Here is a 20500-nt window from a genome sequence, read left to right as displayed (position 1 = left end):
GATCGCTCTGGCGAGGGCGAATCAGCTCCGAATCGGGAGCCGTTCCAGAAACTTCGCAAAAGACGCAAGTAGCCGGTAAATTTGTTTGCCTTGTCCGAAAGTTCAGGCGGCGAGATCGGCCACGACGGCGTCGAGAACAAGAAAACCGCCAGGAGTCGCCCGAACGCGGTCGCCGTCGAGTCGTTCCACCATGTCATGCTCGACCAGGTCGGCGATGCGGCGCGGGTTGATCCGCCGCCCCGAGATCGCCTCATAGCGGGCGAGGTCGACGCCCTCGACGAGCCGAAGGCCCATCAGCAGGAACTCGTCGCCCTGTTCCTCCGCGGTCAGCGACAGATCCTCGACGAGCCCGTCGCCGCGCGTCTCGACCGCCGCCAGCCAGGTCTCGGGGTGGCGCTCGGTCGCGGTGGCGAACTTGCCGTTGCCGCCCGAAAGCCGGCCATGGGCGCCCGGCCCGACGCCGACATAGTCGCCATAGCGCCAGTAGACCAGGTTGTGCCGGCATTCCGCGCCGGGTCTTGCGTGGTTCGAGACCTCGTAGGCCGGCATGCCGTTGGCGGTGCAGATCTCCTGGGTCAGCTCGTAGAGGTCGGCGCCATGGTCGGCATCCGGCACCACGAGCGCGCCCCGGCGGTAGAGCTCGAAGAACGGCGTGCCGGGCTCGATGGTGAGCTGGTAAAGCGACAGATGGTCGGCCGCCAGTGCAAGCGCCTGTTCCAGCTCGGCTTTCCAGTCGGCCGCCGACTGGTCGGGGCGGGCATAGATAAGGTCGAAGGAGATCCGCTCGAAGGTTGCCCGCGCCGTCTCGATGGCGCGTCGCGCCTGCGCCGTGTCATGCAGCCGGCCGAGGCGCTTGAGGTCGGCGTCGTTCATCGCCTGCACGCCGAGCGACAGGCGGTTGACGCCGGCCGACCGGTAGCCGCGAAACCGTTCGGCCTCGACGGACGAGGGGTTCGCCTCCATAGACACCTCGACGCCGGGCGCGAGCGACCAGTGCTTCGCGACCGCGTCGAGAACCCGCTCGACCGTCTGCGGCAGCATCAGCGACGGGGTGCCGCCGCCGAGAAAGACGGAATCGACCACCCGCCCCCGGGTGCGCCCGGCCATGGTCGCAAGCTCCGTCTCGAAGGCGGCGGCAAAGCGCGACTGGTCGATCCGGGTGTGGCGGACATGGCTGTTGAAGTCGCAATAGGGACATTTGGATTCGCAGAACGGCCAGTGCACGTAGATGCCGAAGCCGCCCTCGACGGCGACGGGCGCGATCGGGCCACCGTCCTTCCGGTCCACGATCGCCGCGAAGCTGTCCACCCTGCGCTCCTGCCTGTCCCTACCGGTCATTGTGCCTCCAGACACTCCCGAGCGAGCGCCAGAAAGGCGCGCGCGCGATGCGACAGAGCCTCGTCCGGCCGAGACCAGCCGTGCTTTTCCTCCGACGACATCTCGCCGAAGGTGGTCTCATGGCCGTCTGGCTGGAAGATCGGATCGTAGCCGAACCCGCCGCTGCCGCGCGGCGGCCACACGGCGGTGCCCTCGACCTCACCCCGGATCAGCTCCACATGGCCGTCCGGCCAGGCAAGGCAGAGCACGGCGACGAAGGAGGCGCGGCGCGCCTCCGGTGTCAGGGCGCCCGCCGCCTGCAGCTTCTCCTCGATGGTGCGCATGGCCATGGCGAAGTCCTTCTCCGGCCCGGCCCAGCGGGCCGAGTAGATGCCGGGGTCGCCGCCGAGCGCTGCCACGCAGAAGCCGCTGTCGTCGGCCAGCGCCGGCAGGCCCGTGGCCTCGGTCGCCGCCCGCGCCTTCAGCTCGGCGTTCGCCTCGAAGGTGGTGCCGGTCTCCTCCGGCTCGGGCAGGCCGAGCTCGCCGGCCGAGACCACCTCGAGACCAAAGGGGGCCATCAGCTCGGAGAACTCGCGCAGTTTGCCCTTGTTGTGGCTCGCCATCACCAGCCGGCCCGGGCCGAGCCTGCGGCGGACTTGCGTCTCGCTCATCGGCTGGACCTCACAGGATCGCCATCTTCTGGAAATCGACGAGCCGGGCGATACCGGTCTTGGCGAGCCCCATCAGCGCTGCGAACTCCTCCTCGGAGAAGGGCGCGCCCTCGGCCGTTCCCTGGATCTCGACGATGCCGCCGGAGCCGGTCATGACGAAATTGGCGTCCGTATCGGCTTCGGAATCCTCGGCATAGTCGAGGTCGAGCACCGGCGTTCCGCCATAGATGCCGCAGGAAATCGCCGCGATGTGGTCCTTCAGCACCGGCTTCGTCACCATGTCGCGGGTGCGCATCCAGTTGATGCAGTCGTTGAGTGCGACCCAGGCGCCGGTGATCGCCGCCGTGCGGGTGCCGCCATCCGCCTGGATGACGTCGCAGTCGACGGAAATCTGCCGCTCGCCGAGCGCCGGCAGATCGACGACGGCGCGCAGGCTGCGGCCGATCAGGCGCTGGATTTCCTGGGTGCGGCCCGACTGCTTTCCGGCGGAGGCCTCGCGGCGCATGCGCTCGCCCGTGGCGCGCGGCAGCATGCCGTATTCGGCCGTCACCCAGCCGCGCCCCTGACCGCGCAGCCAGGGCGGAATGCGCTCCTCGAGGCTGGCCGTGCACAGGACGTGCGTATCGCCGAACTTGACCAGGCAGGAGCCTTCCGCGTGCTTCGAAACACCGCGCTCCAGCGTGACGGCGCGCAATTCGTCGGCTGCGCGTTTGGATGGCCGCATGTTGTCTCCCTCTCGTGGCTTCGGCAGTCGACAAAGGCCCCCCGCGGGCCGGCCGACCATGGCGCGGCTTCGTGCCGGCGCCGTTCATTCGGCACCGTCTTAAACCAGGACGGAGCGCGAGGAAATCGCCTGTGGACGGAAAAGGCAAGGCATGCTCCTCGCGCCGCCCGCCGCTTGGGTTGTGACATGCCGGCGTCGGAGCATTATATAGGGTTCTTGGCGACCGCCGCCGGCGGTGCCGGGGCGGGGTGCGTCGCGGCTTTCGCCTGTTCGAGCGTCCGCAAGCCCGCGGTCGCACGACGCGCCAGCAATTCGAGGATGGCAAAGTGACCCTGGGCGTTCCTTCCGTCAGCCTGCGCGATCTCGACCAGCGCTCGCGCGAGATCTTCCGCTCCATCGTGGAGACCTATCTCGACACGGGCGAGCCGGTGGGGTCGCGCAATCTCTCGCGCCTGCCGTCGATCCAGCTCTCGCCCGCCTCCGTCCGCAACATCATGGCCGACCTGGAACATGCCGGTCTGCTCTATGCGCCGCATACGTCCGCCGGCCGACTGCCGACGGAGGGCGGCTTGCGCTTCTTCGTCGACGCGCTGCTCGAGGTCGGCGATCTCACACGCGAGGAGCGGGACCGCATCGAGGTGCAGGTGAAGGCCGCGCGCAGCGAACGCACCAGCGAGCAGCTTCTCACCGAGGCGAGCCAGATGCTGTCCGGCCTGTCGCGCGGCGCCGGCGTCGTCTTCACCCACAAGACCGATGCCCGCCTGCGCCATGTCGAGTTCGTGCGCATCGAGCCGCTCAAGGCGCTGGTGGTGCTTGTCGGCGACGACGGCTCGGTGGAGAACCGGGTGATCGACCTGCCTGCCGGCCTGCCGCAGTCGGCGCTGGTGGAGGCGTCGAACTATCTCACCAACCTCATTCGCGGGCGCACGCTCGCGCAGGCGCGCACGGAGCTGGAGACGCAGCGCGATCGCCATCAGAAAGAGCTCGACGAGCTCACCGCCAAGCTGGTCGAGACCGGCATTGCCACGCGCGCCGGCGACGTCGGCCAGTCCGGCTCGCTGATCGTGCGCGGCCGCTCCAACCTTCTGTCGCAGCTCGAGGCGGAGCGCGATCTGGAGCGCATCCGCCTGCTCTTCGACGACCTGGAGAGCAAGCGGGACCTGATCCAGCTTCTCGCCGCCGCCGAGGGCGGCGACGGGGTCCGGATCTTCATCGGCTCGGAAAACAAGCTGTTCTCGCTCTCCGGCTCCTCGATCATCGTTTCGCCCTTCCGTGATCAGGACGAGCGCATCATCGGCGTGCTTGGCGTGATCGGGCCGACGCGGCTCAACTACGCGCGCATCATTCCGATGGTCGACTACACCGCCCGGCTGGTCGGCCGGCTGCTCGGCTGAGGCCGCCGGACCGCGCCTGGCGCAAGACATGAAATCTTCAAGGACCGACATGACCCTGAGCCCTGCCGAACTCGAACGCTATGCCCGCCACATCGTGCTCCAGGACGTGGGCGGACCGGGGCAGCAGAAACTGAAGGCGGCGCGCGTGCTCGTCATCGGCGCGGGCGGGCTCGGCGCGCCGGTGCTGCAGTATCTGGCCGCCGCCGGCGTCGGCACGCTCGGCATCGTCGACGACGACACGGTGTCGCTCTCCAACCTCCAGCGCCAGGTGATCCACGACACCGACCAGCTCGGCGAGCCCAAGGTGGCGAGCGCGGCGGAGGCGATCGCCCGGCTCAATCCCCATGTGAAGGTCGAGCCGCACCCCGTGCGGTTGCAGCCGATGAACGCCCTGGCGCTCGTCTCCGCCTATGATCTCGTGGTCGACGGGTCCGACAATTTCGACACGCGCTATCTGGTCTCCGACGCCTGCTTCTATGCCGGCAAGCCGCTGGTGAGCGGCGCGGTCGGCCGGCTCGACGGATCGCTGACGCTGCTCAAGCCGCATGAGAAGGGCGAGGACGGGACGCCCAATCCGACCTACCGTTGCATCTTTCCCGAAAAGCCGCCGGCGGGGCTGCTTCCGACCTGCGCCGAGGCCGGCGTGCTCGGCGCGCTCACCGGCATGGTCGGCACCATGCAGGCGATGGAGGTCATCAAGGAGATTGCGGGCTTTGGCGAGGGGCTGCTCGGCCGGCTGCTGCTGATCGACGCGCGCAACATGCGTTTCGAGACCATCCGCTATCGCTGGTCGCAGAAGAACCCGCTGAACGGGAGCGCACCGAGGCGCGTCGAAGAGATGATCGGCGGCGCCGAGGTTCACGACGAAAGTCATGGCGAGGACCGGTGAAGGCACTGTTGAAACGCATCGTGTCCGGTGCCCCGGCACCGCTTCCCGAGGCGGTGAGCATCGAGGTCGGGGGCGGGTGCCAGCGGGTTGTCCTGCGTCGCAACGCCCGGGCACAGCGATATATCCTGCGGGTTCCAAGCGGCGGCGGCGATCCGGTGATGACGGTTCCCGCCAAGGGCACGCTGGAAACGGCCCTGCGCTTCGCCGAGAGCCACAAGGGCTGGCTTGAAAAACACCTGACCGCGCGGCCCGATCCGGTCGCCTTCGCCGCCGGCGGGGTCGTTCCCGTGCGCGGCGTCGAGCACCGGATCGAAGCCACGGGCCGGCTGCGCGGCCTGGTCTCGCGCCGTGAGGACGGGGACGAGCCGATCCTGGCAGTTCCAGGAGGGCCGGATCACCTTGCCCGCCGTCTCACCGACTGGCTGCGTCGCGAAGCCCGCGCCGATCTCGAGGCGGCGGTTGCCCGGCACGCCGGGGCGCTCGGCCGGTCCCCCGCCGGCATCGCCCTGCGTGATACCAGAAGCCGCTGGGGGTCGTGCAGCGCCAGCGGCCAGCTCTCCTTTTCCTGGCGGCTCGTGCTTGCGCCGCCGACGATCCTCGATTACGTCGCAGCCCATGAGGTTGCCCATCTGGCCGAAATGAACCACGGTCCGCGCTTCTGGGCGCACTGCCGCCGGCTGGCGCCGCAGACCGATGAGGCGCGCGACTGGCTTCGGCGCGAGGGCGGGCGGCTGCATCTCTATGGGTAGGGACCTCGGCGGCTTTCCGTCCGGGCCCTCCCATCCTGTCCTGTCGCGCCGTCCGGCGCACCGATCAAGGCCCGTGCCATGCTCAAGCCCGACACCTGGGCCCTGACGATCCTGCTTGCCTCGCTGACCGCGCTGGGGCCGATCTCGACCGACATGTACCTGCCGGCACTGCCCGGCATCATGCGCGAGCTTGGCACCGACCACGCGGTGGTGCAGCTGACCCTGTCGATGTTTCTGGTCGGCTTCGCCGCTGGCCAGATCTTCTACGGTCCGCTCGCCGACAGGCTCGGCCGCAAGCCGGTGCTGCTTGCCGGGCTCGGCATCTATGCGGTCGCGAGCCTCGCCTGCACGCTCGCGCCGACGGTGGACCTGCTGATCGTCGCCCGCTTCTGCCAGGCCTTCGGCGCGGCCGGTCCGATCGTGCTGGCGCGCGCCGTGGTGCGCGATCTCTACGAGGGACCGCGCGCCGGCCAGGAGCTGGCCCGCATGGGATCGATCATGGGTCTGGCACCGGCCGTCGCGCCCTTCTTCGGCGGCCTGATCTCGGCCACCGGCGGCTGGCGCTTCGTCTTCCTCGTCTCCTTCGCCGCCGTGATCGCCATCATCGTCGGCGTCTGGCGCGGCCTGCCGGAAACGCTGAAGGCGCGCGAGACCGCGCCCTTCTCGCTCGCCGCCCTGCTGCGCGACTTCTCCCGGCTGCTGCGTCATCCGGTGTTTCTGGCCTATATGCTCGTCGTCACCTGCACCTATTGCGGCCTGTTCGCCTTCATTTCCGGCTCGTCCTTCGTGCTGCAGGACATCTACGGCCTGACGCCGACCGTTTACGGCATCGCCTTCGGTGTCTGCGCCGGTGCCTATGTTGTGGGAACGCTGATCGGCCAGCGGGTGGCGCCCCGGTTCGGCGCGGAGACGACGATCACGCTCGGCACCGGGCTGCTGGCGGCCGGCGGCATCGTCATGATGGGAGCGCTCGAACTCGCGCCCTCGGCGCTGTCCGTGATCCTGCCGATGATGATCTACATGATCGGCGTCGGCCTCACCCTGCCGCAGGCGCAGGCCGCCGCGATGATGCCCTTTCCGGAGCGCGCCGGCACGGCCTCCTCGCTCATGGGCATCGCCCAGATGGGAACGGCGGCGGCCGTCGGCATCGGCGTCAGCGCCACGCTCGGCGGCACCGGTTTCGCGCTTGCCGCCATCATCGCAGCCCTCGGGCTGGCCGCGACGCTGGTCTTCCGCGCCAGCCGCGAGGCGCGCCGCGACATGTGAGGCGTCCTAGCCGCCGAAGATCCGGTTGATGAGGTCCAGCGGACCGCCGCCGCCGGTCGTGTCGCGCATCGGCGGCAGCCGTCCCGCCGGGTCGCCCTCGGCGGGGATCTCGCGCATCGGCATGTCCTCGGGCGCGTCCGGCTCGGCCACCTGAACCGGACGGTCGGAGACGCCGGGAAGGCTTGCCACCGGCAGGCCCTGGTGGTCGGCCTCCATCACGTCCTTCCAGATCTTGGCCGGCAGCGACCCGCCGGTCGCCCGCTTGGTCGGCGAATTGTCGTCATTGCCGAGCCACACGGCGGTCGTCAGCGTGCCGGTGTAGCCGATGAACCAGCCGTCGCGGAAATCCTGGCTGGTGCCGGTCTTGCCGCCGGCCGGCCGGCCCTTCAGGTTCGCGGCCTTGCCGGTGCCCGTCGACAGGGTCTCGGCCATCATCATGTTCATGTCGGCAAGCGTCGCGAAGTCGATGACCTTGCCTGCTCCGTCGCCCTTGCGGGCGTAGAGCACGGTGCCGTCGGCGGTGCGGATCTGGCGGATCACATGCGGCACCACCGCATAGCCGCCGTTGGAGAAGGGCACGAAGGCGGCCGTGATCTCCAGCGGCGTGACCTCGGAGGTGCCGAGCGCGATGGACAGGTTGGGCTGGATCGGCGAGGTGATGCCGAGCTTGCGCGCCGTGCGGATGATCGCCTTCGGCCCGACCTCGTTGGCGAGCTTGGCGGCAATCGTGTTGAGCGACAGCGACAGCGCCTGGGTCATCGTCACCGCACCGCGGTACGACTTGGAATAGTTCTTCGGCGACCACTTGCCGAATTTCACCGGCTCGTCGACCAGCACGAGATTGGGCGTCAGCCCCTTTTCCAGCGCGGCGAGATAGACGAAGGGCTTGAACGCGGAGCCCGGCTGGCGGTGGGCGTTGACCGCCCGGTTGAACTGGCTCTTGCCGTAGTCGCGCCCGCCGACCAGCGCCTTGACGGCGCCCGCGGTGTCGAGCGTCACCACCGCGCCCTGCGAGACGCCGCGCTTGCCGCCTTCGGTGTCGAGCGCGCGGCGCAGCGCATCCTCGGCGACGATCTGCATGCCGAGGTCGACGGTGGTGTCGACGATGATGTCCTGATCGATCGCCCCGACATAGCTCGGCAGCAGCTCCATCACCCAGTCGGCGACGTAGTTCTCACTGGCGGACGTGTGATGGGTGACCACCTTGAGCGGCTCGGCAAAGGCTGCAAGTGCCTGCCCCTGCGTGATGAAGCCTTCCTCGACCATGGCCCCGAGCACGAGCTTGGCGCGCTCCGTTGCAAGCTCGGGATTGCTGGTCGGCGCATAGCGCGAGGGCGCCTTCAAGAGCCCGGCGATGGTCGCCGCCTCGGCCAGCGTCAGCATGCGCGCCGGCTTGCCGAAGTAGCGGCGCGAGGCCGCGTCGATGCCATAGGCGCCGGCACCCAGATAGACACGGTTGAGATAGATCTCGAGGATCTCGTCCTTGGTGTATTCGGCCTCCAGCCACAGCGCGAGCACGGCTTCCTGCACCTTCCGGCGCAGGGTGCGGTCGGGCTCGAGAAAGAGGTTCTTGGCGAGCTGCTGGGTCAGCGTCGAGCCGCCCTGGACAAGGCGGCCTCGGGTCAGGTTGGTGATGACGGCGCGGCCGAGGCCGAGCGGATCGAGGCCGAAGTGGCTCTTGAAGCGCCGGTCCTCGATGGCGATCACCGCTTCGGGAAGATAGGGCGGAAGCTGTTCGAGGCGGACCGCCTCGCCGCCGGTGTCGCCGCGGTTGGCCATCAGCGTTCCGTCGGCGGCGACGATGCGCACGTTGGGCGGGCGCTTGGGCACCTTCCATTCGGAGGTCGGCGGCAGATAGGCGGCGTAGTAGACGAGCACGCCGGCAAGACCGATGCCGCCCCACAGGCAAAGGACGAAGCCCCAGTAGACCAGCCGGCGAAGCCCGCGCGCCAGTCCGCCGCGGGCCCGCGTCTTGCGGGCCGTCTTGCGCTTGCCGCCACGCGGCCGACGGTCGTTGCCGCCAGATCCGGAGCCGGATCCCTTGCCATTGCCATTGCCGGATTTCGCCGGTCGCTTGCGCTTGGGCGCGGGCTTGCCGCGCCCCGGATCGCTCGGCCTGTCGTCGGGGGTCAGCCGCATGTCGAGCATGCCGCCGTTGCCTGGTCCCATGCGCGGTTCGCGCCGGCCGTCGCTGGACGATCCTCGAGCCATAGATCCGTTCTTCAGAAGTTGGTGCGGGGGGACCCGTGTCCCCCTTTCGTTCCCCGCCTTGGAGCCTAAATGAGGCGATTTAAGGGGTGGTTAAGCATCCCCCGGCGAAGTCCCCGGCGCTTTACACATCCGTCTCCGGCGCGCTAACCCTTGGTGGAAAAGAGGCTGTCGCCGCGGTGGCGAACAGCGACAGGGGAAGCGCAGATGGCGAAGGGATACTGGATCGGGCGCGTCGACGTGACCGACCTCGAGGCATACAAGGACTATGTTGCGGCCAACGCCGAGCCCTTCCGGGCCTATGGCGCGCGCTTCCTGGTGCGTGGCGGTGAATTCGAGTGCATGGAAGGCGCGGCGCGTGCCCGCAATGTGGTGATCGAGTTTGACAGCTACGATCAGGCGCTGGCCTGCTATCGGAGCGAAGGCTACGCGTACGCCAAGTCCCTGCGCGAAAAGGCCTCGGTCTCCGATCTTGTCGTCATCCAGGGCTACGACGGACCGCAGCCCGGCGACGCCTGAGGCAGGCTCGGCCCGCGCACGAACGAAAACGCCCGGCCGCGCGATCCGCGGGCCGGGCGTTCTTGTTATCGGGAGCGCGCAACGGGCCTACTGGTTGGAGTAGCGTCCCGCGTCGGCACCGTAATGGTTCACGTAGCGGCTGTTGAGCGCTTCGACCGGCATGACGATGAGAACGTCGGTCGTGCCGAACTGATGGTCGACGACCGCGCCGTCGCCGATATAGGCGCCGAGCCGCAGGTAGCCCTTGATCAGCGGCGGCAGCTCGCGCAGGACCTGACGCTCGTTCACCTCGGCGCGCGGCATCCGGTTCATGTCGATATAGCGTTCGCGGATCGCCGGAACGCGCCAGTTCTCCGGCGCCCGGGCGTTGTGATGCAGGAAGGAAAGCTGCGAGGCGATGCGGTCGGGATCGGTTCCCTCGATCGAGGCGCAGCCGACCATGACGTCGATGCGGTGCATCAGAACATAGGCCCAGATGCCGTGCCACAGCAGCTCGACGCTGCGCTTGGTGCGGTAGGGCTTGAGCACGCAGGAGCGGCCGAGCTCAAGGAACTGCAGGCGCGGATGCGCGTCGACGAGCGACTGGATCTCGAATTCGCTGCCCGTGTAGAAGCCGCCGTTGCGCTCCGCCACATCCTGGCGCAGCAGGCGATAGGTGCCGACGATGCGCGGCTTGCGGCGACCGAGCGCGTTGCGCTGCGGGGTCTCGTGGTCGAGCACCAGAAGATGGTCGCAGATCGCGTCATAGGCATCGATGTCGCGCTTCGTCGCCATCGTCTGCGCATCGGCGATGGCCGACATTTCCTCGTAGAAGACGTGGTAGCGCAGTTCCTGCGCCTTGCGCACTTCCTTGGGCGTACGGGCGAGGCGCACCTCCAGCGGCCCGATGCGGCCGAGGCTCGGCGTGTGGCGGCCGGCCGGCAGCGCGCCGGGGAGGGGCAGCCAGGCAGGGCGCAGCGCGGCAGCGCTCGCAGGCACAAACTTGCGGACGAGGTTGCGCGGTGAAAGAAGCCCTCCACGTGCGCGTCCCGTGCTTTCGTCAAGTCTCGACATGATCCCGACGCCCTTCTTCGTTTCCCCGTCGGGTGCCGACGCACCCAGGCTCGTTATATCGCCCCGACGCTGGCCTTGATACACCCGATAACGGCATCGGCCTGCGGTCGTTTGTCCGGGACTTCGACGCTCCCGTCCCGCGCGCGGCGCGGAACCAGAGGCCGGCCGGGTGCTTAGCCGTCACCTAAAACATAAGTTTCCAACACTTCCATGACAATTGGAAGCGATGACAAGGGAGGGGAAATAGTTGTCGGCGGCCGATCGGCTCAGGCAACGGCGGCGAATTTCTGCCGCATCAGGTCGGGGTCTATCGGCTTGGTGAGCACCGTGTCGGCACCCGCTTCCAGGGCCGCGTCCTCGGCCTCCGCCGTCACGTCGGCGGTTACCGCGATGACCGGAACCCGCGTCCAGCCGTGCTCCCGTTCCATCTCGCGGAAGCGGCGAATGGCGGTCACTCCGTCGATGCCGGGCATGTGCAGGTCCATCAGCAACATGTCGAAACTGCCGTCGGCGACAGCTTCGAGCGCCTCCGCGCCGTCGGCTGCGACCACCGCCTCATGCCCGAACTTGCGCACCAGCGCCTCGCTCAGCAGCCGGTTGATATCGTTGTCGTCGGCAACGAGTACCTTGAGCGGGCGGCTCGGTGTCTGGGGTTCGGGTCGCTCCGCATCGGTGATGCGGGTGTCGATGGCGCTTTCCCAACCCACCGCCGCCTCGCCGTGCTCCAGAACCGAGGTCGTGACCTGGCGCAGTGAGGCGGAGCGGATCGGGCGAATGAGGTAGGCGCCGAAGCCGGCGGCTTTGAGCCGGGGCAGGCAGGCGCGGTCGGTTGGCGTCAGGATGGCGATGGCCGGCGCGGTGACGCCGGTGGCGCGCGCCCCGGCGAGCCATGCTCCCGCATCGCGCACCGCCGCCAGATCGAGAAAGATGAGATCCGCCTCGTGCATGGCGGCGTCGAGCCTCTCCTCGTCCTCCTGACGGCAGGGCGAGACCAGCGTTGCTTGCGCCCCGGCGCATGTGACAGCGCGGGCGGCGAGCGGCGCCTCGATGCGGCTCTCGCTGATGATGCAAACCTGTTTGCCGGCAAGAAAGCTGTCGGGCCGCGAGGCTTTCTCGGTGTTCTCGCCTCCACTTTCGGCTGCGACGAGCGGCAGCACGACGCGGAAGCAGGCCCCCGCGTCCTGTGCCGCGGTGGCGGTGATCTCGCCGCCCATCAGCCGTGCCAGCCGGCGCGAGATGGCAAGGCCGAGGCCAGCGCCGTCGAAGCGGCGAGCCGGTCCGTGGTCGACCTGCTCGAACTCCTCGAAAAGCCGCTCGGCGTCGCCTGGATCGAAGCCGATGCCGGTGTCACGCACGGTGATCGCCAGCCGCGCGCCCGCATCCGGCGTCGGACCCGGATCCCGCAGCCGCTCGATGCGGATCTCGACACCGCCGGTTTCGGTGAACTTCAGGCCGTTGCCGGCGAGGTTGTAGAGGATCTGGCGCAGCCGTGTCTCGTCGACGACGATGCGGCGTGGAAGCTGCGGATCGACGTAGCAGCCGATCTCAAGGCCCTTGGCGAGCGCGCGCGGGCTCAGCAGCTCGGCGACGCCTTCCGCGAGGCCGGCGATGTCGGCGGGGCCGGGCATCAGTTCCAGCCGGCCCGCTTCGATGCGCGACATGTCGAGCACCTCGGAGATCAGCAGCAGCAGGATTTCGCCCGAGCTTTTCACCGCATCCGCATAGGTGCGCTGTTCCGGCGTCAGCCGGGTGTCGGCGAGCAGGCCGGCCATGCCGAGAATGCCGTTCAGCGGCGTGCGGATCTCGTGGCTGACGGTGGCGAGAAACCGGCTCTTGGACGCGTTCGCCGTCTCGGCCTGGTTGCGCGCGGCGACCAGCGCGTCCTCGATGCGGCGTCGGTCGGTGACATCGCGCAGGATGGTCTGGATCAGTGGCTCGCCCGTGGTCACGTCGCGTACGGCGACGTCGCGCCGGGCAAACCAGCGTGGCCCCTGCGCCGTGGCGACCCGGATGTCCTCGCGCGCGCCCTCGGGATCGTCTGCCGGCTCACCCTGACGGCGGCCGTGCAGCCCGTCGATGCGTCCGTCGGGAAACAGCGCCCGCGCCGTATCGTTGGCATAGACGGTCTCGCCGCCCTCGCGCCAGCGGGTCACCACGTCGCCGAGCTTGTCGAGCACGTCGCGGTGGCGCTCGTCGCTTTCGCGCAGGCGCCAGGCCTCGTCCTGCAGGGCTTCACGCTCGGCGTACAGCGATGCGATCTCCGCCTCACGCTCCGCCATCTGCCCGCGCACCCGGGCACGCGCCGAGGTTTCCGCGCGCGCGGCGTTGGACAGAGCCAGCGAGACGCCGGCGATTATCAGCACGCAGCCGGCGACCGCAAGGCGGGCCGGCGGTGGAACAAGGGCGACGAGGCCGGCCGCGCCGCCGATGAAGGCGGCAAAGGAGACGGCGAAAAGGGCAAGGCTGCCGAGGATGCTGGCAAACGTGCGAGGCGTGGCAGGCACCGGATCACGACCGGTGCGGTCCGGCGTCTCGACGGCCGGCCGTTCGGCTTCGCTGTAGCCGGCCTGGAAGCGCTCTGGCTCGGCCTTTCCGGCCTCGCGATGCGTCGTGCGGTCATGGCGTTCGGGGGCGGCCACCTGCTCTCCTCGTCCCTCGGCAAGTTCGCGCAAGAGGCGCGCGGACCAGGGCAGTCTCTGCGGGAGAGATTGAGAAACCGTTGCGGCAAAAGGCCTTGGGCGGGAGTTTTGGCCGTGCCGTGGCGCATCGGGTCGTTGACGCCGGCCCGGTTGGCGTCAGCAGCCCCGGGGAGCCGCTGACGCCTGGATCGGAGTGCGAGGAGTTATGCTTCGCGAGCCAGCGGCCGGGTGCCGTCGACCAGATCGCCCAGCACTTCGGCGGCGAGTTGGAAGGACCTGACCCGGGCGCTGTGATCGTGGATCATTCCGGTGACGATCAGTTCGTCGGGTTGGTAGCGCTCGACGATGGCCCCGAGTTCGCGCCGGACGGTCTCTGGCGAGCCTGTCGCCGAAACCGACAGGGCATGGTTCACCTGGGCAAGCACCGGCGGCGGGATCTCGTCCGCCACGTTGTCGACCGGATACGGCAGCTTGCCGGGGCGGCCGGTGCGCAGCCTGGCGAAGGAGAGCACCTGCGAGGACCGCAGATACCGGGCTTCCGCGTCCGTATCGGCGACGAAGACGCCGGCGGCGACCATCGCGTAGGGAGCCGCGAGTTCGGCCGACGGGCGGAAGGTCCGGCGATAGACGTCGAGCGCCTCCTCCAGCATCGTGGGGGCGAAATGGGAGGCGAAGGCGTAGGGCAGGCCAAGGGCGGCGGCAAGCTGGGCGCCATAGAGGCTCGAGCCCAGGATCCACACCGGCACATGGGTGCCCTCTCCTGGAATGGCGCGCACCGGCCCGCCTTCGGACGGGTCATCCAGATAGGCGATCAGGTCGACGACGTCCTGCGGGAAATTGTCCTCGCCGGAAAGATGTCGGCGCAGGGCCCGGGCCGTTGCCATGTCGGTTCCGGGCGCACGGCCGAGGCCGAGGTCGATCCGCCCGGGAAACAGCGTTGCAAGGGTGCCGAACTGTTCGGCGATGACGAGTGGCGAGTGGTTGGGCAGCATGATGCCGCCCGCGCCGACGCGCATGCTGCGTGTCGCCGCCGCCACCTGGCCGATGACGACGGACGTCGCCGCGCTGGCGATGCCCGGCATGTTGTGATGCTCGGCAAGCCAGTAGCGGTGGTAGCCCGCCACTTCCGCCTTGCGCGCCAGGTCTATGGTGTTGGCGAGAGCATCGCCCGCCGTCTTGCCTTCCGGCACGGGGGACAGATCGAGAAGGGAATAATGTTGCATGAGGATCTCCGTTGGGTCCTCATTTAGGAAACAAAGGCCTGGTAGCCAAGGGCGGACCCGACGGGTTCAGGCGGCGCGACGCTCGAGCGCGGCCCCGCGATAGCTCAGTGCCTCGGCAAGATGGATGCGCCGGACGTCGGCCGATGCGTCGAGATCGGCAAGGGTTCGGGCGACCTTGAGCACACGGTGATAGCCGCGTGCCGACAGATGCAGGCTCTCCGCCGCTTCCTGCAACAGCATCAGGCCGCTTGCGTCGGGACGGGCGACCTCCTCGATGAGGCGGGCTCCGGTCTGGGCGTTGGTGCGTGCCGGCGCGCCGAGCGCGGCGTAGCGCTGCGACTGGATGCGCCGCGCGGCGGCGACCCGGAGCGCCACGTCGGCCGAGCTCTCCGCCGCGCCGCCGCCCATCAGGTCGACGGCGGAGACGGCCGGCACCTCGATGCGCAGGTCGATGCGGTCGAGCAGCGGTCCGGAAAGCCTCGCCTGATATTCCGAGGCGCAGCGCTCGCCCCGCCGGCACGTGTGCCCCGGCTCGCCCGCATGGCCGCAGCGGCAGGGGTTCATGGCGGCGATGAGCTGCACCCGCGAGGGGTAGCTGGTGCGGTGGTTGGCGCGCACGATCACCGTCTGGCCCGCTTCCAGCGGCTGGCGCAGACTGTCGAGCACCTGCGGGTTGAACTCGGGCAGCTCGTCGAGGAACAGGATTCCGTTGTGGGCGAGCGACACCTCGCCCGGCCGCGCCTTGACGCCGCCGCCGACAAGAGCCGCCATGGAGGCGGAATGATGCGGCGCGCGGAACGGGCGGCGCTCGCTCAGCCGCCCGTCGGCGAGCTCGCCTGCGATCGAGGCGATCATCGACACCTCGAGCAGCTCGCGCGGCTCCAGCGGCGGCAGGATCGAGGGGAGGCGGCTTGCCAGCATCGACTTGCCGGCACCCGGCGGGCCGATCATCAGCAGGTTGTGGCCGCCGGCGGCGGTGATCTCCAGCGCCCGCTTGGCGCTTTCCTGGCCGCGCACTTCCGACAGGTCTGGCAGGCCGCCGGCCGCAGCGCCGAGCTTCGGGGCCGGGCGGGCGAGCATCTGCGTGCCCTTGAAGTGGTTGGCGAGCTGTATCAGGGAGTGTGGCGCGAGAAGCGCCATGTCGCGGTCGGCCCAGGCGGCCTCGGCGCCGCAGGCGGCCGGGCAGATCAGCCCCTTGCCGAGGCCGTTGGCCCCGATTGCCGCCGGCAGCACGCCGGCGACGGGTGAGATCGTGCCGTCGAGAGCCAGTTCGCCGAGGACGACGTAGCCTTCGAGATCGGCCGCGGGCAGCGCGCCCATCGCCGCCATCAGCGCCAGCGCGATGGGGAGGTCGAAATGGGAGCCTTCCTTGGGCAGGTCGGCGGGGGCGAGATTGACAGTGACGCGCTTTGCCGGCAGCGACAGGCCGGAGGCGAGAAGCGCGGCGCGCACCCGCTCGCGGCTTTCGCCGACCGCCTTGTCCGGCAGGCCGACGATGGTGAAGGCAACCTGACCGGGGCCTATCTGCACCTGCACGTCGACAGGCTTGGCCTCAATGCCCTGGAAGGCGACCGTCGTCACCCGTGACACCATCCCCCACCCTCCGGCCGCCCGTTTCGCGAAATGACTGCGGTTGCAAGGATTGCAACCTAGCGCAAGCATTGCGTGCGAGCAACCGAAGGTGGTGGACGGGTTGTATTGCGCTTCCGCCGCGCTCAGCGCGCGGCGCGCTTGGCCTCGACCGTGTCCCAGACCCTGGCCGCGATGTCCGGCCCGCCGAGCCGTGCGACGGCTCGAATGCCCGTCGGGGCGGTGACGTTGATCTCGGTGAGGAAGCCGTCGATCACGTCGATACCGACGAGGATGAGGCCTTTCTCGCGCAGCGCCGGGCCGAGACGGGCGCAGATCTCGCGCTCGCGTTCGGACAGGTCGGCCTCGCGTGCCGCGCCTCCGCGCACCATGTTGGAGCGCAGGTCGCCCGCCTGGGGCACCCGGTTGACCGCGCCGGCGAATTCGCCGTCGACGAGCAGGATACGCTTGTCGCCCTTGGACACATTGGGCAGGAAGCGCTGGATCACCCAGGGCTCGCGGAAGGTCGCGGCGAAGAAGTCGTAGAGCGAGCCGTAGTTGAGGTCGTCGGCCGTGATGCGGAACACAGCCGCGCCGCCATGGCCAAAGAGCGGCTTCATGACGATGTCGCCATGCTTGGCGCGGAACGCGTCGATGGCTTCGCGGTCGCGGGTGATCAGCGTCTCCGGCATCAGGTCCGGGAATTCGGTGACGAAGAGCTTCTCGGGGGCGTTGCGCACCGAGGCTGGATCGTTCACCACCAGCGTTGCGGGGTGAATCTTCTCCAGCATGTGGGTGGCCGCGACATAGGCCATGTCGAAGGGCGGGTCCTGGCGCATCAGCACCACGTCGACCTCGGACATGTCCGTCAGCACCTTCTCGCCGAGCGTGAAGTGATTGCCAACCTCGTCGCGCACCGCGACCGGCTCGAGGCCTGCGGTGACCGTGTTGCCGGTCATGGCCAGCCGATCCGGGGTGTAGTGGTACAGCGCGTGGCCGCGCGCCTGGGCCTCGAGCATCAGCGCGAAGGCGCTGTCGCCGGCAATGTTGATGGAGGAAATATGGTCCATCTGCACCGCGACCTTGAGCGGGCGGGCGGACATCTTGTCTGAAGCGGACATGGCGTTCTCCGGAACGGAGGCGGAAAGAGAGGCGGTCGCATGGCCGCCGGGTTGGTTGAGGATATGCGGGCGCGGGCGGCAATTGTCCAGATGCGTGGCGCGCGGGGCTGCCCCTCAGCCTGTTCCCTCGAAGGCATTCTCGACATGTTCGGGCAGGCGGAAGGGCACGATCAGGACCGCGTCGAAGCGCAGCGTGGCGTCGGCAAGATCCTCCCGGCCGGCCTGCCAGCTTCGCGCCGCGGCCGCGATGCGGCGCCGGCCCTGCGGCGTGATCGCCAGGAGCGCGGCCTCGCGGCTCGCCCGCGCCTTCACCTCGACGAAGGCGACGGTCTTGCCGCGTCGCGCGACGATGTCGATCTCGCCTGACCCTGCCCGATAGCGCCTTGCGAGTATCCGCCAGCCCTTGAGGCGGAGAAAGAAGGCGGCGAGGGTTTCGCCGTGCAGGCCGAGCCGGTAGGCGGCGGGCCGGCTGCGCCGCCTTTCCCCTCCCCTCGTCCCCGCCTTGCGGTCCTTCGCCATCGGTGCGCCTCAGCCCGCCGGCTGGAACAGGGCCGCGAGCACGATGGCCATGAAGGTGACGAGAAAACCGCCGACGGCAAGCTTCCATGCGTCGCGCCTGTGCTTCAGGCCTGGCCAGCCGAGCGGCTTGATCACCTGGATCGCGGCGATCAGCACGAACATCAGCATCAGGATCTTGCTCATGACGCGTCCCCCTCGCCGGACTTCAGCGTGAGTGCGCGGGCGTAGAGGTCCTTGCGCTCGACGCCGGTGAGCTGGGAGACCTGCTTGGCGGCAGCCGCGGGCTTCATCGTCGCGAGCGCCTCGGCGAGCAGCCGGTCGGCATCGGCCGGGTCGGCCTCGGGCCTCGGTTCGGGCGGCGCGACGACGACGACGATCTCGCCGCGCACCGTCTCGCCGTCGAAGCGTCGGGCAAGCTCCGACAGCGTGCCGCGCTCGAAGGTCTCGAAGGTCTTGGTGAGCTCGCGGGCGACGACGGCTTCCCGGGTCTTGCCGAAGACGCCGGCCATGTCGGCAAGCGATGCCGCGACCCGGCGCGGGCTCTCGAAGAAGACCAGCGTCGCCGGCACCCGCGACAGCTCGGCGAGCCGTGATGTCCTTTGCCCCGACTTCACCGGAAGAAAGCCGGCAAAGCAGACCGTGTCGGAAGGAAGACCCGCGCCGACGAGGGCGGCAAGCGGCGCGCTGGCGCCGGGGATCGGAATTACCTTGTGCCCCTCGGCGAGCACGGCCTTCACCAGCCGGTATCCGGGATCGGAGACGAGCGGCGTACCAGCGTCGGAGACGAGCGCCACCTTGCCCCCGGCGGCGAGAACGCCAAGCAGCTTGGGGCGGGCGCGTTCGGCATTGTGCTCGTGGTAGGCGGTGAGCGGCGTCTTCAGGCCGAAGCGGCGCATCAGCGTCGCCGTCACCCGCGTGTCCTCGCAGGCGACCAGGTCGGCGCCGGCCAGTGTCTCGAGCCCCCGCACGGTGATATCGCCGAGATTGCCGATCGGGGTCGAGACGATATAGAGGCCCGGCTCCTGGCGCGGCGCCTCGAAGCGCTGGGCGCCGATGAAGAAATCGTCCCGCCCCTTCGGTTCGGCCGTCCGCTTTCCGTCTTCGGGAGCGTGTTGCGGATGATCGTCCGCGGGCAGGCTCGTCTGCGGATCGGGAACGTCGGGTCTGGACATCGGCGGCGGTGGTCCTGGTTCGTGGCGGGTCTCGGGCACGGCGGCGGCGCGGCCGCCGCGACGCGCCTGTTGTGACAGGAAACACGCCCAAGGCCAAGCGCGGGACCCCGCCCGCCACTGCAAGGATTTGCAGCGGGCGGGGCGGACTGGTAATCATCCCCGAGGGCCGGAGTTCTTCGGTCGGGGGCAATTCGCAATCAGGAGAACTGGCGCGGTGCTAGGTATCATTGGCAGGGCCCTTTCGGGCGTGACCCGTTCGGGCACGGGTGCGGCGCGCTTCGCGGGCTCCGCGCGCGCGGGTCTGGTGCTCGGCGCCGGCCTGGCGCTGGCAAGCTGCACGGGCTCCACGCTCGGCGAATATCCGGGCTATCCCTCGACGCCGGGCCAGCCGGTGGCAAGCGGCCAGACGATCGGCGCGGGCTCCGTGCGCGTCGCCATGCTGCTGCCGATGACTGGCGGCGGCAGCGCCTCCTCCATCGCCACCGTCTTCCGCAACACCGCGGAACTGGCGCTGTCCGATTTTCAGGGCGCGGACGTGCAGATCCTGGTCAAGGACACCGGCGGCACCGCCGAGGGCGCGCGCGCCGCGGCCCAGGCGGCGATCAACGAGGGCGCTGAAATGCTGCTCGGCCCGGTCTTCGCACCGGCTGTCGGCGGCGCCGCCAGCGTTGCCCGCGCCGCGGGTGTTCCGGTCATCGCCTTTTCCTCCGATGAATCGGTCGCCTCGCGCGGCGTCTACCTGCTGAGCTTCCTGCCGCGTGGCGACGTGTCGCGCGTCATTTCCCACGCCGCGCGCGAGGGTCGGCGCTCCTTCGCCGCCATCCTGCCGGACGACACCTATGGCGCCGTGGTCGAGGCCGCTTTTCGCCAGGAAGTGGGACGCGCCGGCGCGCGCATCGTCGCCATCGAGCGCTACAAGCTGAACGGATCGGACACCACCGACCTTGCCGAGAAGGTCGGCAAGGTGGCCGCCAACGCGTCGCAGATCGACGCGATCTTCGTGCCGGCGGGCAATGTCGCGCCCTTCGTCGCGCAAAGCCTGTCGACCGGCGGCGTCAACCTCGGCACGACCAAGCTGCTCGGTAGCGGCCAGTGGGACAACCAGCAGGTGCTCAATGCCGCGCCGCTGGCCGGCGCATGGTATCCAGGGCCCGATGCGGCCGGCTTCGATGCCTTCGCTCAGCGCTATGCGGCCCGCTACGGCAGCCGCCCGCCGCGCAATTCCTCGCTCGCCTATGACGGCACGATCCTTGCCGCGGGCCTCGTGCGCTCCGCCGGGCAGGCGCGCTTCTCGGAGCGGGTGTTGACCAACCGCGACGGCTTCCTCGGCATCGACGGCGTCTTCCGCTTCGAGCGCGACGGAACCAACCAGCGGGGCCTCGCGATCTACGAAGTGACGGGCAAGGGCTCGCGCATCGTCTCGCCGGCGCCGCGCAGCTTCGGCAACTAGGCCGCCCACCTTCTGTC

Annotated in this window: 18 protein-coding genes; 6 read left to right on the top strand and 12 right to left on the bottom strand. The window is 69.2% G+C overall.

Annotated features, from left to right (window positions below; translation table 11 throughout):
* Positions 1-102 precede the first annotated feature (102 nt).
* From hemW to rph, 3 genes are read right to left on the bottom strand one after another with little or no spacing between them, the layout of a single operon-like run.
* Complete coding sequence (hemW, locus tag ACN0WF_RS02850) at positions 103-1338, bottom strand: radical SAM family heme chaperone HemW (RefSeq protein WP_417771270.1); 1236 nt, start codon at positions 1336-1338, stop codon at positions 103-105.
* Complete coding sequence (gene rdgB / locus ACN0WF_RS02845; RefSeq protein WP_417771269.1) at positions 1335-1988, bottom strand: RdgB/HAM1 family non-canonical purine NTP pyrophosphatase; 654 nt, start codon at positions 1986-1988, stop codon at positions 1335-1337. Before rdgB ends, hemW begins: the two co-directional genes overlap by 4 nt.
* A 10-nt stretch (positions 1989-1998) precedes the next feature.
* Positions 1999-2712, bottom strand: a complete 714-nt coding sequence (gene rph / locus ACN0WF_RS02840; RefSeq protein WP_417771268.1) for a ribonuclease PH — start codon at positions 2710-2712, stop codon at positions 1999-2001.
* 326 nt (positions 2713-3038) lie between these two features.
* Here rph and hrcA point away from each other — a divergent pair, with 326 nt between their 5' ends.
* The 4 genes from hrcA (at position 3039) to ACN0WF_RS02820 (ending at position 7010) form a co-directional block, all read left to right on the top strand.
* Complete coding sequence (gene hrcA / locus ACN0WF_RS02835; protein ID WP_417771267.1) at positions 3039-4106, top strand: heat-inducible transcriptional repressor HrcA; 1068 nt, start codon at positions 3039-3041, stop codon at positions 4104-4106.
* 49 nt (positions 4107-4155) lie between these two features.
* Positions 4156-4995, top strand: coding sequence for a molybdopterin-synthase adenylyltransferase MoeB (gene moeB, locus ACN0WF_RS02830; protein ID WP_417771266.1), 840 nt, complete (start codon positions 4156-4158; stop codon positions 4993-4995).
* 8 nt (positions 4996-5003) lie between these two features.
* Complete coding sequence (locus ACN0WF_RS02825) at positions 5004-5744, top strand: M48 family metallopeptidase (protein ID WP_417771265.1); 741 nt, start codon at positions 5004-5006, stop codon at positions 5742-5744.
* Positions 5745-5822: 78 nt separating this feature from the next.
* Positions 5823-7010: a multidrug effflux MFS transporter gene (locus ACN0WF_RS02820; RefSeq protein ID WP_417771264.1), complete on the top strand. Its 1188-nt coding sequence runs from the start codon at positions 5823-5825 to the stop codon at positions 7008-7010.
* A gap of 6 nt (positions 7011-7016) precedes the next feature.
* Here ACN0WF_RS02820 and ACN0WF_RS02815 read toward each other — a convergent pair whose 3' ends face one another.
* On the bottom strand, positions 7017-9221 hold the full coding sequence (locus ACN0WF_RS02815; protein ID WP_417771263.1) for a transglycosylase domain-containing protein: 2205 nt from the start codon (positions 9219-9221) through the stop codon (positions 7017-7019).
* Between the two features lie 204 nt (positions 9222-9425).
* Here ACN0WF_RS02815 and ACN0WF_RS02810 point away from each other — a divergent pair, with 204 nt between their 5' ends.
* On the top strand, positions 9426-9737 hold the full coding sequence (locus ACN0WF_RS02810) for a DUF1330 domain-containing protein (protein WP_417771262.1): 312 nt from the start codon (positions 9426-9428) through the stop codon (positions 9735-9737).
* An 87-nt stretch (positions 9738-9824) separates the two neighbouring features.
* Here the strand turns inward: ACN0WF_RS02810 and ACN0WF_RS02805 are convergent, their stop codons facing one another.
* From ACN0WF_RS02805 to rsmI, 8 genes are all read right to left on the bottom strand, one after another.
* The gene (locus tag ACN0WF_RS02805; RefSeq protein WP_417771261.1) at positions 9825-10790 is read right to left on the bottom strand and encodes a GNAT family N-acetyltransferase; all 966 of its coding nucleotides are present in this window, start codon (positions 10788-10790) and stop codon (positions 9825-9827) included.
* A gap of 266 nt (positions 10791-11056) precedes the next feature.
* Positions 11057-13429: an ATP-binding protein gene (locus tag ACN0WF_RS02800; protein ID WP_417771260.1), complete on the bottom strand. Its 2373-nt coding sequence runs from the start codon at positions 13427-13429 to the stop codon at positions 11057-11059.
* A gap of 203 nt (positions 13430-13632) precedes the next feature.
* A complete protein-coding gene (locus tag ACN0WF_RS02795; protein ID WP_417771259.1) occupies positions 13633-14652 on the bottom strand; it encodes an LLM class flavin-dependent oxidoreductase in 1020 nt (339 codons plus the stop codon).
* Positions 14653-14718: 66 nt separating this feature from the next.
* Positions 14719-16245 carry a YifB family Mg chelatase-like AAA ATPase gene (locus ACN0WF_RS02790; protein ID WP_417771258.1) on the bottom strand — a complete coding sequence of 509 codons (1527 nt, stop codon included), beginning with the start codon at positions 16243-16245 and terminating at the stop codon, positions 14719-14721.
* A gap of 122 nt (positions 16246-16367) precedes the next feature.
* Entirely contained in the window at positions 16368-17324 is a 957-nt protein-coding gene (gene gshB / locus ACN0WF_RS02785; protein ID WP_417771700.1) for a glutathione synthase, read from the bottom strand.
* Between the two features lie 132 nt (positions 17325-17456).
* Positions 17457-17861: a YraN family protein gene (locus ACN0WF_RS02780; protein WP_417771257.1), complete on the bottom strand. Its 405-nt coding sequence runs from the start codon at positions 17859-17861 to the stop codon at positions 17457-17459.
* A 9-nt stretch (positions 17862-17870) separates the two neighbouring features.
* Positions 17871-18044 carry a hypothetical protein gene (locus tag ACN0WF_RS02775; protein WP_417771256.1) on the bottom strand — a complete coding sequence of 58 codons (174 nt, stop codon included), beginning with the start codon at positions 18042-18044 and terminating at the stop codon, positions 17871-17873.
* Entirely contained in the window at positions 18041-19033 is a 993-nt protein-coding gene (gene rsmI / locus ACN0WF_RS02770; protein WP_417771255.1) for a 16S rRNA (cytidine(1402)-2'-O)-methyltransferase, read from the bottom strand. Before rsmI ends, ACN0WF_RS02775 begins: the two co-directional genes overlap by 4 nt.
* 214 nt (positions 19034-19247) lie before the next feature.
* Here rsmI and ACN0WF_RS02765 point away from each other — a divergent pair, with 214 nt between their 5' ends.
* Positions 19248-20483 carry a penicillin-binding protein activator gene (locus tag ACN0WF_RS02765; protein WP_417771254.1) on the top strand — a complete coding sequence of 412 codons (1236 nt, stop codon included), beginning with the start codon at positions 19248-19250 and terminating at the stop codon, positions 20481-20483.
* The last annotated feature ends 17 nt before the right edge of the window (positions 20484-20500 follow it).

Source organism: Stappia sp., from assembly GCF_048268045.1.
GTDB lineage: Bacteria > Pseudomonadota > Alphaproteobacteria > Rhizobiales > Stappiaceae > Stappia.
This window is presented reverse-complemented; position numbering and strand designations above follow the sequence as displayed.